Raw genomic sequence first — 12,330 nt, 5'->3', positions numbered from 1 at the left:
TTCTAAAAATTAATAGTTTCTCGTACTTTTTCTACAATGTCTTCTTTATTAGGAATCCATTCATTTTCAGCTTCACTAAATGCATAAACTGTATCAGGTGCACTAACACGTGCAATCGGAGCATCAAGACTTAAAATTGCTTTTTCTGCAATAATAGATGAAATTTGTCCGCCGATTCCAGCCATAGCTTGTGCTTCTTGTACAATTACTACTTTTCCAGTTTTTCTTACACTCTCTAAGATTGTTTTTTCATCAATTGGAGAAACTGTTCTTAAATCAACAACTTCTACATCGATATTTTCTTCTTTTAATTCTTCAGCAGCTCTTAAACATTCTTGCACCATATATCCATATGAAACCAATGTAATATCTGAGCCTTCACGCTTTACAACTGCTTTATCTAAAGGAAGTGTGTATTCTTCTTCTGGAACTTCTTCTTTAATTGTTCTATATAGCTTCATGTGTTCCAAAAATACAACTGGATCATCACAACGAATTGATGAAATTAATAATCCTTTTGCATCATATGGTGAACTTGGAATTACAACCCTTAATCCTGGTATTTGTGCAACTAGACCTTCTAAACTATCAGAGTGCATTTCTGGTGTATGAACACCACCACCAAATGCTGATCTAATTGTAATTGGCATTTTCTTTGTACCACCAGAACGGAAATGTTCACGTGCAATTTGACCAACTACTTCATCCATACATTCATATAAAAAGCCAAAGAATTGAATTTCTGGCACTGGACGAAAACCTTCATAAGCTAATCCAGCTGCTAATCCAATAATTCCAGATTCAGCTAATGGTGTATCAAAAACTTGGTCTTTACCATTTTCTTCTTGAAGACCTTCTGTAGCTCTAAATACACCACCGTTTCTACCAACGTCTTCACCAAAAATCAATACTTTTTTATCACGTTTTAATTCTTGGTCTAAAGCATTTGTAATTGCTTTAATCATTGTTAATTTAGCCATGTTAATTTTCCTCCTTTTCGCATGCATCAATTTTTTCTTGAATCATTTCAGGAGTTTCTGCATATGATAATTTATAGAAATCACTCACAGTTTGATGAGGTGCTTGTTCTGCTTTATCAATTGCTTCATCTATTTCTTTATTAATTTGCTCTTCCCATTCTTTTTCCATCTTTTCATTCCATAGATTTTGATGGTCAAGATATGTTCTTAATCGAATTAATGGATCTTTTTCATGCCAATTTTTTTCTTCATCTGCAGTTCTATATCTCTTAGGATCGTCACCTGATAATGTATGAGGTTCATAACGATATGTAAGAGTTTCAATTAATACTGGACCTTTACCAGAAACTGCCCATTCACGAGCTGCCTTAGTTACTGCATAAACTGCCAATGCATCCATTCCATCAACTTGAATACCTGGAATACCAACTGCTACACCTTTTTGAGCAATTGTTTTTGCTGCAGTTTGCTCTTTTCTTGGAACTGAAATAGCATATCCATTATTTTGAACAATAAATATAGCTGGAACTTTATATGCACCGGCAAAATTTATTCCTTCATAAAAATCACCTTCTGAAGTTCCGCCATCACCTGTATACATATATGCTACATTTTGAGAGCCATTTTTCTTTAAACCTAAACCGACACCTGCAGTTTGCACACTTGCAGAAGCAACAACAATTTGTGGAGTAGTTGCTTGTACACCTTCAGGAATTTGTCCACCCATATAATGACCAATTGACCATAAAAATGCTTTATATAATGGCATTCCATGTTGTACCCATTGTGGAATATCACGATATGCTGGTAAAAGAAAATCATCCTTTTCCATTGCATAGTTTGATCCCATTTCACTTGCTTCTTCACCTGCTGTTGGTGCATAAAAACCTAAACGGCCTTGACGATTAAGTTTTGTAGATCTTTCATCTAAAACTCTTTCCCAAACCATTTTTTTAAATAGATCAACTAATTGTTCATCTGATAAATCAGGAAATAAATCTTTGTTAACAATATTTCCCTTCTCATCCATTATTTGGATTGGTTTCATATTAGGCTGATTCATATAGTCATTTAAGTTAATTTTTGACATTTTAGACCCTCCTTTAGATTATCTAATTATAATTCTTATAGCTTTTATTTTAATCGATTACTCTGTTGATGTGAATTAAAATGATATGTAAATTTATAAAACTAATTATTTTATTTTCTAATCATATTGAGATTAATTTGAAAGGCTATGATATGATAGCTTTTTATTATTAACTTTTTTTTAATTTAAAAGAAATATTTGTAAAAATTATGTTTTTTACTGAATATATTAAAATCATGGCAAAAAAAATAAGACTTTCCCCAAAGCCTTATCCCTAATGATTAAATAAGTTATTCACTTAGTCCTTTTCTCTCTAACACTTACATTCTTAGTATATGTATTTTTAAAGAGAAAATTTCAAAAGTTCTTGAAACTTATTTTGGACTTCTTGAAGCATAATAAATATTGCGCACAACGTTTATTATGTAACATTTTTGTAATATATATTTTGTATATAAAAAAAGACTAGGAAATTCCTAGCCTCTTTTATATTATTTACGACGACGTTCTGGAATACGTGCAGCCTTACCTTGACGATCACGTAAGTAGTATAACTTAGCACGACGTACACGACCATAACGTACTACTTCAATCTTTTCAACACGTGGTGTGTGAATTGGGAAAGTACGTTCAACACCTACACCATTACTGATTTTACGAACTGTGTAAGTTTCTGAAACACCTTCACCACGGCGTTTAATAACTACACCTTCAAAAATTTGAATACGTTCGCGTTTACCTTCAACGATACGTGCGTGAACACGTACTGTATCCCCAGCACGAAATTCTGGAATATCATCACGTAATTGTGATTCAGTAATCTTCTTGATTAATGGGTTTACTGACATCTTTTTCTTCCTTTCATCAATATTCATGTCCAGTTGCAGCGGAATATTGTTATTATGGCAATCAGCCAAATATTACTTTACCATACTATTAATTAACTTGTAAAGACTATTTATTATTAAATTCTCTTAACCATTTTTTATCTTGATCTGTAAGCGGGTAATCTTCTAATAAATCTGGGCGTCTTTCAAACGTCCTTCTAAGTGCTTCCTTATGTCTCCATTCAGCAATTTTTTGATGATTACCACTAGTTAATACTTCAGGAACTTTCAATCCTCGAAACTCTGCTGGTCTTGTATATTGAGGATACTCCAATAATCCAGTAGAAAAAGAATCTCCAATTGCAGAATTTGTATTACCTAGCACATCCGGTAATAATCGTACAGTAGCATCGATTATTACCATTGTTGCTAATTCACCACCAGTCAAAACATAATCTCCCAATGAAATTTCATCAGTAACTCGCGTTCTAATTCTTTCATCATATCCCTCATAATGTCCACATATAAAAGTTAAATGTTTTTCCTGTGATAGCTCTTCTGCAACTTTTTGATCAAATTTACGTCCAGCAGGATCTAAAAGAATGACTTTCCCAGGCTCTGGGTGTTTTTGTTCTACCATATCTAATGCATCAAATATTGGTTGTGCTTGCAATAGCATTCCTGCGCCGCCACCATAAGGCGTATCATCAACATGATGCTGTTTATTAGTAGTAAATTCACGAAAATCTGTAACATCTATATTTACAATTCCCTTTTCTTGAGCTTTACCAATCATTGAACTATTCATCGGACCATCAAACATTTGAGGAAATAAACTTAATATATCAATTTGCATTAATCATCTAACCCATCTAATAAATCAATAATTACTTTTCCGTCTTCACATTGAATTTCTTTAACAACATCTTTAATTGCTGGTATCAATAAATCACGCTTTCCTTCTCTTTTAATAACCCAAACGTCATTTGCACCAGATTCAATTATTTCATTTATTTTTCCTAATTTATTTCCTTCTAAATCGTATACATCTAGCCCTATTATTTCATGATAATAATATTCGCCATCTGATAAAGAATCTTGCTGCTGTTCAGAAATTTTTAAATCATTTTGTTTTAGATCTTCAACTAAATTTATATCTTCTAATCCTTCAAATGTTAACAAATCAAATTGTTTATGTTTTCGATGTGATTTAATAATTAAACTTTTCACTAATTTTCCATTTTTAAAAGCATAAACTGTTTCGCCAACCGCAAATCGTTTTTCAGGGAAATCCGTAACAGCTTGAACCTTAACTTCACCCTTAATTCCATGTGTATTCACAATTTTTCCGATTTGATAATAATTCATTTGCGTCTCCTTTCTAATTAATAATGACATATCAATTAACAAAAAAACCTCTAAACAAAACATACCTGTCTTATTCAGAGGTCCAAAAATTAATCTGCAATGTTCAATTTGATCCGCAAAACATCGTCAATCCGAATGCCATAAACCAATGAACGAATCGCTTGAATTACTGTTCCATTTTTACCAATTACTCGGCCAACATCTTCAGGACTTAATGTAATATTATAATTAATAAAACGATCGTCTTCTGTGATGTCTATCGAAACATCGTCAGGTTTAGTGACTAACGCTTGGACAATTGTAATTAACAATTGCTTAACCGTTTCTTTTGTCATCTAATTACCTTATTTCTTTGAGTATTTTGCTTCGTGGAACTTCTTCATTACACCTTGACGTGAAAGAATGTTACGAACAGTATCTGATGGTTGAGCACCATTGTTTAACCATTCCATAATTTCTTCTTCTTTAAGTGTAACTGTTTCTGGTTCTGTTAATGGGTTGTAAGTACCAACATTAGCAATAAAACGACCATCACGTGGTGAACGTGAATCTGCAACTACGATACGATAAAATGGACGTTTCTTAGAACCCATACGCTTTAAACGAATTTTTACTGACATGTTGCACCTCCTAATAATTTATCAACAATTAATAATATACCAATTTTTTATTTACCTGTAAAGGAAAAATTCTTGACAGGCCATATTTTTTTATTTTTTCCGACGACGACGTGCTTTTTGTAACTTTCTAAGTTTCTTTTTCTTGTTTTTATTAGCCATTTTCTTCATTGACATCTGGGCTAATTTCCCAGACATTCCATTTCCTAATAAACCTTCCATTCCAGAAAAATCACCCTTAGATACTTTGCTCATCATTTTACGCATTTGTTTAAATTGCTTAATCATTCTGTTTACATCCTGAATTGGCATTCCAGAACCTGCTGCAATTCGACGACGACGACTTGGATTTAAAATATCTGGATTTTCTCGTTCTTCAGAAGTCATAGAATATACAATTGCTTTAGTTCGTTCAACATTTTTAGGATCAACATGTAAATTCTTTAATGCTGGATTATTTGCCATTCCTGGAATCATCTTAATTAAATCTTCCATTGGCCCCATTTTTTGAACTTGACCTAATTGTTCTAAGAAATCATTAAAGTCAAAAGAATTAGCTTGCATCTTATCTCTTAACTCAATTGCTTTTTGCTCATCATAATCTTTTTGAGCTTTTTCAATAAGTGTAAGCATATCCCCCATCCCTAGAATTCGAGAAGCCATTCTATCTGGATGGAATACATCTAAATCAGTTAATTTTTCACCTTGACCAATAAATTTAATTGGCTTACCAGTTACAGCACGAATTGATAAGGCAGCACCACCACGAGTGTCACCATCTAACTTAGTAAGAACAATTCCTGTTACATCAAGTTGATCATTAAAGCCCTTAGCAACTTCAACAGCACTTTGTCCAGTCATTGCATCCACAGTTAAAAGAATTTCATCCGGATGAACTAACTCTTTAATTTTAGATAATTCATCCATTAATTTTTCATCAATCTGTAAACGTCCTGCAGTATCGATTAACACATAATCATTTTTCTTTTCATGTGCTAATTCCATTCCTTTACGTACAATTTCAACTGGATCAACATCTGTTCCCATTTCAAAAACTGGAACATCGATTTGTTCACCTAAAATTTTTAATTGATCAACCGCAGCTGGACGATATACGTCTGCTGCAATCATTAATGGACGTGCATTTTCTTCATTCTTTAGTTTTAAAGCTAATTTTCCTGCAGTAGTAGTTTTACCTGCCCCTTGAAGCCCAACCATCATAATAACAGTTGGAATCTTAGATGATTTATTTAATGGGACTGCTTTTTCACCCATTATTTTAACTAATTCTTCGTTAACAATTTTTACAATTTGTTGTGCTGGAGTTAAACTATCTAAAACTTCTGCACCTACTGCACGCTTGCTTACTGTTTTTATAAAATCTTTTACTACGCTGTAATTAACGTCAGCTTCAAGTAAAGCAAGGCGAATCTCACGCATTGATTCTTTTACATCATTTTCAGTAATTTTTCCTTTACGTTGTAAACTATGTATTGCATTTTGAATGCGTTCGGTTAAACCTTCAAAAGCCATTAATAATTCTCCTATTCTTCTATACTTTCTAACTGATGTGCTAAGTATAATAATTTTTTATCATCAGCATAATTAGCTTGAATGTAATTTAAAAGAGCATCTAAGTTTGACGCATTTTTTTTAAAATTTTCATATAAATGCAATTTACTTTCATACTCTTCTAATATTTTCTCTGTCCGTTTTATATTATCATAAACTGCCTGTCTAGAAACATCATAATTTTCAGCAATTTCTCCTAATGAATAATCATCACGATAATATTGTGCTAAATAATCCATTTGTTTTGTTGTTAATAGCGGTTCATAAAACTCAAATAATGCATTTATGCGATTAGTTTTTTCAATTTCCATTAATATCACCTAATCCTTCTTAGGAGTAATTAATCCTTTAAATAATCCATATGCAAAATCTTCTGTGTTAAAATCACGTAAATCGTCTACTTTTTCGCCTAAACCAACTAATTTTACTGGAATATGAAGTTCATTTCTAATTGCAAGTACAATTCCACCTCGTGCAGTACCATCTAACTTAGTTAAAATAATACCAGAAACGTTTGTTACATCTTTGAATTGTTTTGCTTGTGTTAATGCATTTTGTCCAGTAGTTGCATCTAAAGCTAATAAAACCTCATGAGGTGCATCAGGCAATTCGCGAGTAATTATTCTTTGGATTTTTTCTAATTCATTCATTAGATTTACTTTATTTTGCAATCGACCTGCTGTATCTATAAGTAAAATATCATAATTTTCTTTTTTAGCTTTAGTAATTGCATCAAACACTACTGCAGCTGGATCACTTTTTTCTTCTTTTTTCACAATATCAACACCAACTCGCTGTGCCCATTCGTCTAATTGTTGTATTGCGCCTGCTCGGAAAGTATCACCCGCAGCTAATAAAACTTTTTTCCCTTCTTTTTTAAATCTATTTGCTAATTTACCAATTGTAGTTGTTTTACCAACACCATTAACTCCTACAAAAAGGAAAACTGTTAATCCATCTTTTGAAAAATGTAATTTTTCATCTTCATTTTTACCAGCTTCTTCGTATAAATCAACTAATTTTTCAACAATAACTTCAGAAACTTCATCTTTTGTTTTAGCATTTTGAAATTTAACTTCATCACGCAATTCATCACTAATTTTCATAGCTGCGTCGAATCCAACATCCGATTCTATCAACATTTCCTCAAGATCATCAAAGAAATCTTCATCAACATGTCTAAAGTTAGCTAATAACGCATTAATTCTACCCTTAAACCCAGCTCTCGTTTTCTTCAGCCCATGTGTATAATGTTCTTTTTCATTTTTTTCTTCTTTTTCTTCATTAGTGGCAACTTCTTCTTGATTAGCGTTATCCGTTGTGATTTCCCATTCTGTCTCAGTTTCTGTTCCTGTTTCTGTTTCTGTTTCTGTTTCTGAATGCTCGTCGTCTATTTCTTTGTCAAGTTCTTTGCTTTCTTGTTTTATCTCTTTATCATCATCTGATAATTCATCACTATTTTTTGTTTCTGTTTCATCCTGAGTTGCTTGCTTTTTTTCTTCTTCATCTTCAAATCCGAATGCTTTTTTTAATTTGTTAAATAGCCCCATTTAAAAATTCCTTTCTAAATTACATCAGCTAAAGATACTGAAACCATTTTTGAAATTCCTGATTCTTGCATTGTTACCCCATATAATACATCAGCCTGCATCATTGTTCCCTTACGATGTGTAATAACAATAAATTGTGTTTCATCATCAAAGTTCTTTAAATATTGAGAATAACGCACAACATTTGCATCATCTAATGCAGCTTCAGCTTCATCAAGAACAGCAAATGGAACTGGTCGCACCTTTAAGATTGCAAATAATAATGTAATAGCAGTCAAAGCACGTTCTCCACCAGAAAGTAGACTTAACTTTTGTGCCTTCTTTCCAGGCGGTTCTGCGGTAATTTCAATCCCTGTTGTTAATAAATCATCTGGATCAGTTAATGATAATTTAGCTTTACCACCATCAAAAATTTTAGGAAATAGTTCTGAAAATGCTTTTGAAACTTTATCAAATGTATCCTTAAATCTAAGTTTTACCTCAGAATCCATTTCATCCATACTTTGTAATAATGTTTCTTTAGCACTATTCAAATCAGTTTGCTGTGTATTTAAAAATTCAAATCGTTCGTTAACATTTTCAAATTCATCAATTGCACCTAAATTAACGTCTCCTAACTCATCAATTCCTCGCTTTAATAATTTTAATTGACGAGAAACATCATCTAAATTAGTTTCAGTTGCCTGATCTTTAGCTTTCTCAAATGACATTCCAAATGTATTAGATAGATTTGAAAGTAATTGGTCTAATTTAGTTGTTAACTTGCCATTTTGCAAACTAATTTTTCTCTGTTCATCATAGGTATTTTGTTGTAAATCATTAATACGTTGCAATCCTAATTCAGCAGAAGATACATCATCATGCAGAGATTTTCTTTGCCTTTGAAGCTTATCAACTTTAGTTTGAATTTTCTCATACTCTTGTTTAGCATCTAATTGCTTTTGTTTTAACTCATCACCTTGCAACATATTTTCAGAACTTTGTAATTCTATTTTTTCTATATCCACTTTATTTTGATTGATAGCTCTATCTAGTTGCTTTTTTTGAGTAACTAGATCATTTTGCTGCACTTTATCATTTGTTAAACGTTCTGTTAAAAGTAAAAGTTGCTGTTGCAACATATTTTCTTTTGTCGCATTCTGTTGCTTTACACTTTGCTGATTCTCACTTATTTTTTCTTTATTAGATAACTCTTTATTATCTTTATTTAATTTCTCTTCAACTTGTTTTAATTTTGAAACTAATTCCTCTTTTTGAGAAAGAAAATCACTTTGATTTAATTCTGATATTCTATCTTGATTATCCTTCAATTGAGTTTTAACACGATTAAATTTCATTTTTTGGTTTTCAAATTCATTTTGCAATGAATTACGTTTCTGTATTAACTCGTTAATTTGAAGATTATTATTTTGAATACTATTTGAAATATCATTAAGTTGTTTTTTTAGTTTTTGACCATCAAGTTCCAAATCTGCAAGTTGCTGCTTCATAACAGATAATTGTTTTTCTATTTTTTCGATTTCTTGTTTTTTCTTTAATAATCCATTTTGAGTATTATGACTAGCCCCACCAGTCATTGATCCTCCTGGATTAATAACATCACCATTTAAAGAAACAATCTTAGCACCAAAATTAATTTTTCTAGCAATATTTGTAGCACTATCTATGTCACTAACAATTAATATTGTACCTAATAAATATTTAATTATTGACTGGTTATTAGATGAAAACTTCACTAAATCACTTGCTATTCCAATAAATCCAGGACAATTTTTTGCTTTTTCTAAAATTAAAGGTTTTACCGCTCTCTCTTTAACAGTAGTCTGAGGTAAAAATGTTGCTCTACCTAATCTATTTTTAGTTAAAAAATTAATACAAGATTTTGCAACAGATTCATTAGATACAACAATATTTTGCAATTGTGCGCCTAACGCCGTTTCAATTGCTAAAGCATATTCTTGTTTAACATCAATTAATTCTGCAATTGAACCAATTACACCATTAAACTGATCACGCTTCTTAAGGATTTCACGTACTCCTGTATAGTAACCTGAGTAACTTTTTTCTGTACTTTTTAGTGCATTATACTTTGCATGAGCCTTTTGCAAAATTTCACTTGCTTGAAACCATTTCTTTCGTTGTTGATCAAGCTTTGAATTTAATTTTGTTTGCTGATTTTGAAGTGCCTTATTTTTATTTTCAGTTGCTTCAATATTTTGCTCAATTTTACTAATCTCAATTCTTTTATCATCAAGAATACTTTCTATTTCATTTTTCTGATTAATAAATTGTTCTTTTTCATTCTCAAGTTTTTTTACTAATTCATAATTCTTATCACAATTATTTTTTAAAAATTCTAATTCATTTTTTAATTCCAATTGCTTTTGTTTATGCTTATTAACGTTATCTTTTAAAACTTGAATATCATTTAAAAGCTTATCGGGTTCTATATTTTTAGTTAATTCTAACTCTTTTATCTGGATATCAATTTGTTTTTTCTGTTCACGTAAATCCTTAATGTTATCATCAATTTTGTTAATACGTTCAATAATTCTTTTTAACTCTTTTTGATTACTAGACAATTGCTTCTCAAGATCCTGCTTCTTTTCATTTCTAAAACGATTTTGTTGTTCAGTAATATCTTTTTTGCTTGCTAGTCTTTCTTTTTGTTGAGTTAAAATAACTAATTTATTCTGTAGCGTATCAAGTGTTAATTCTAATTTTTTTTGCTGTTCGTGTAAATTTTTTACATTTTCTTGTTGTGAATCTGCTTCTTTTTGATACCTAGTTATCAATTGTTTTAGTTTCTCAGTTTGAGAATCAAGATCTTTTTTCTTTAGTTGACTAGCTTGTATTTTTAATACTAATTGATTCAAATAAAAATAATCATATTTTTCTTTCTGAGCTAAATAATCTCTGGCAATACTTGCTTGTCTCTCTAAAGGTTCTTTTTGACGCTTTAACTCAGTTAAAATATCAACTACACGATTTAAATGATCAGTAGTTTCATTTAATTCTTTTTGAGCACGTTCTTTTTCTTTTTTATATTTTAAAACGCCAGCGGTCTCTTCTATTAAAATACGCCTATCTTCAGGTTTACTATTAAAAATAGATTCAACTCGTCCCTGAGAAATAATTGAAAAACTTTCTTTTCCAAGCCCAGTATCCATAAAAAGTTCTGTTATATCCTTTAGACGAACTTTTTTATTGTTTAATAGAAATTCACTTTCCCCATTACGATATATTCTTCTAGTTATTTCCACTTCTTCGGGTTTTCCTGCTAGAAAATGATCAGAGTTATCAAATTTTATTGATACTTCAGCACGATTTAATGGAGCCCGTTTTTCCGATCCAACAAAAATAACATCTGGCATTTTACTTCCACGCAAACTTTTAGCCGATTGTTCACCTAAAACCCATCGTAGTGCTTCAATAATATTACTTTTTCCACTACCATTTGGGCCTACAATTCCTGTAATTCCTGATTGAAAATTTATTTCAGTTTTATCAGCAAAAGATTTAAAGCCATTTATAGTTAATGTTTTTAATTTCAAATGACTCAACCTCCACCTTATTTATTTTGTAATTTTTTTAATGCTTCAAAGGCAGCAGCTTGTTCAGCTGATTTTTTTGTATGACCAATACCTTCGCCGATTTTTTCACCATTATATAAAACTTCCATTTTATATGTTCGATCATTATCAGGACCTTTGCCCCATACTTCTATATATTCAATATTGCATTCGCCGTTCTCTTGTAAAAGTTCTTGTAAAGCTGTTTTATGATCAAAGAAAGTATTAAACCAACCCATATCTAATTTTGGAAAAACTACTTCACTAATAAATTTAATTACAGTATCTTTTCCTTGATCTAGATACAATGCACCAATGAAGGCCTCAAAAATATCACAAAGTAATGAGGCTCTTTGGCGTGCGTTGCTTTTTTCTTCACCTTTTCCTAATCTTATAAATTCATCAAAATGGCATTCTTTTGCAAATTTACTAAAACTATCTTCACAAACCATTGCAGCTCTAAGACGAGATAGTTTTCCTTCTGGCATTTCTGGAAATCTCTTAAATAAATATTCGGATACACATAATTGCATTACGGCATCCCCTAAAAATTCCGTACGTTCATAATATTCTAAATGTTCTTTAGGATGTTCATTTACATAAGATTTATGTGTAAATGCTGCATCATAATATTTCATATCTTTAATTGTTATTCCATAATTTTCTTTTAAATGTTGTGCTAGTCCAATTATCAATATGTTCTCCTCGACTTTACTTCATTATTACTAATCTATAATTATATCATATATCGCTT

12 protein-coding genes are annotated in these 12,330 nt (G+C 31.2%); all 12 read right to left on the bottom strand.

The genetic code is table 11. The features are described 5' to 3' along the window. Positions 1-2 precede the first annotated feature (2 nt). Entirely contained in the window at positions 3-980 is a 978-nt protein-coding gene (locus tag QPK35_RS02235) for an alpha-ketoacid dehydrogenase subunit beta (RefSeq protein WP_290033839.1), read from the bottom strand. 1 nt (position 981) lies between these two features. After that, complete coding sequence (gene pdhA / locus QPK35_RS02230) at positions 982-2,070, bottom strand: pyruvate dehydrogenase (acetyl-transferring) E1 component subunit alpha (protein WP_290033838.1); 1,089 nt, start codon at positions 2,068-2,070, stop codon at positions 982-984. Between the two features lie 491 nt (positions 2,071-2,561). Beyond that, positions 2,562-2,918, bottom strand: a complete 357-nt coding sequence (rplS, locus tag QPK35_RS02225; protein ID WP_290033837.1) for a 50S ribosomal protein L19 — start codon at positions 2,916-2,918, stop codon at positions 2,562-2,564. Positions 2,919-3,024: 106 nt separating this feature from the next. Beyond that, positions 3,025-3,753, bottom strand: a complete 729-nt coding sequence (trmD, locus tag QPK35_RS02220) for a tRNA (guanosine(37)-N1)-methyltransferase TrmD (RefSeq protein ID WP_290033836.1) — start codon at positions 3,751-3,753, stop codon at positions 3,025-3,027. Further along, positions 3,753-4,265, bottom strand: coding sequence for a ribosome maturation factor RimM (gene rimM, locus QPK35_RS02215; RefSeq protein WP_290033835.1), 513 nt, complete (start codon positions 4,263-4,265; stop codon positions 3,753-3,755). Before rimM ends, trmD begins: the two co-directional genes overlap by 1 nt. A gap of 89 nt (positions 4,266-4,354) precedes the next feature. Further along, positions 4,355-4,600: a KH domain-containing protein gene (locus QPK35_RS02210; protein ID WP_290033834.1), complete on the bottom strand. Its 246-nt coding sequence runs from the start codon at positions 4,598-4,600 to the stop codon at positions 4,355-4,357. Between the two features lie 9 nt (positions 4,601-4,609). Beyond that, positions 4,610-4,885, bottom strand: coding sequence for a 30S ribosomal protein S16 (gene rpsP / locus QPK35_RS02205; protein ID WP_290033833.1), 276 nt, complete (start codon positions 4,883-4,885; stop codon positions 4,610-4,612). Between the two features lie 90 nt (positions 4,886-4,975). Next, positions 4,976-6,415, bottom strand: a complete 1,440-nt coding sequence (gene ffh / locus QPK35_RS02200; protein WP_290033832.1) for a signal recognition particle protein — start codon at positions 6,413-6,415, stop codon at positions 4,976-4,978. An 11-nt stretch (positions 6,416-6,426) separates the two neighbouring features. After that, positions 6,427-6,765, bottom strand: coding sequence for a putative DNA-binding protein (locus QPK35_RS02195; RefSeq protein WP_290033831.1), 339 nt, complete (start codon positions 6,763-6,765; stop codon positions 6,427-6,429). Positions 6,766-6,774: 9 nt separating this feature from the next. Beyond that, positions 6,775-8,004, bottom strand: a complete 1,230-nt coding sequence (gene ftsY / locus QPK35_RS02190) for a signal recognition particle-docking protein FtsY (RefSeq protein ID WP_290033830.1) — start codon at positions 8,002-8,004, stop codon at positions 6,775-6,777. Between the two features lie 14 nt (positions 8,005-8,018). Next, complete coding sequence (gene smc / locus QPK35_RS02185) at positions 8,019-11,558, bottom strand: chromosome segregation protein SMC (RefSeq protein ID WP_290033829.1); 3,540 nt, start codon at positions 11,556-11,558, stop codon at positions 8,019-8,021. A gap of 17 nt (positions 11,559-11,575) precedes the next feature. After that, on the bottom strand, positions 11,576-12,271 hold the full coding sequence (gene rnc / locus QPK35_RS02180; RefSeq protein ID WP_290033828.1) for a ribonuclease III: 696 nt from the start codon (positions 12,269-12,271) through the stop codon (positions 11,576-11,578). Between the last annotated feature and the right edge of the window lie 59 nt (positions 12,272-12,330).

It is taken from the genome of Ligilactobacillus cholophilus (assembly GCF_030389495.1).
Taxonomy (GTDB): Bacteria; Bacillota; Bacilli; order Lactobacillales; family Lactobacillaceae; genus Ligilactobacillus; species Ligilactobacillus cholophilus.
The sequence above is the reverse complement of the archived record's forward strand: the minus strand, read 5'-3'. Positions and strand labels throughout refer to the sequence as shown.

What these genes read in the sequence shown, in the direction of transcription:
- ffh (WP_290033832.1), bottom strand. Translation starts at nt 6,415, where the DNA reads ATGGCTTTTGAAGGTTTAACCGAACGCATTCAAAATGCAATACATAGT.
- trmD (WP_290033836.1), bottom strand. Translation starts at nt 3,753, where the DNA reads ATGCAAATTGATATATTAAGTTTATTTCCTCAAATGTTTGATGGTCCG.
- QPK35_RS02210 (WP_290033834.1), bottom strand. Translation starts at nt 4,600, where the DNA reads ATGACAAAAGAAACGGTTAAGCAATTGTTAATTACAATTGTCCAAGCG.
- QPK35_RS02195 (WP_290033831.1), bottom strand. Translation starts at nt 6,765, where the DNA reads ATGGAAATTGAAAAAACTAATCGCATAAATGCATTATTTGAGTTTTAT.
- rplS (WP_290033837.1), bottom strand. Translation starts at nt 2,918, where the DNA reads ATGTCAGTAAACCCATTAATCAAGAAGATTACTGAATCACAATTACGT.
- rimM (WP_290033835.1), bottom strand. Translation starts at nt 4,265, where the DNA reads ATGAATTATTATCAAATCGGAAAAATTGTGAATACACATGGAATTAAG.
- ftsY (WP_290033830.1), bottom strand. Translation starts at nt 8,004, where the DNA reads ATGGGGCTATTTAACAAATTAAAAAAAGCATTCGGATTTGAAGATGAA.
- pdhA (WP_290033838.1), bottom strand. Translation starts at nt 2,070, where the DNA reads ATGTCAAAAATTAACTTAAATGACTATATGAATCAGCCTAATATGAAA.
- rpsP (WP_290033833.1), bottom strand. Translation starts at nt 4,885, where the DNA reads ATGTCAGTAAAAATTCGTTTAAAGCGTATGGGTTCTAAGAAACGTCCA.
- QPK35_RS02235 (WP_290033839.1), bottom strand. Translation starts at nt 980, where the DNA reads ATGGCTAAATTAACAATGATTAAAGCAATTACAAATGCTTTAGACCAA.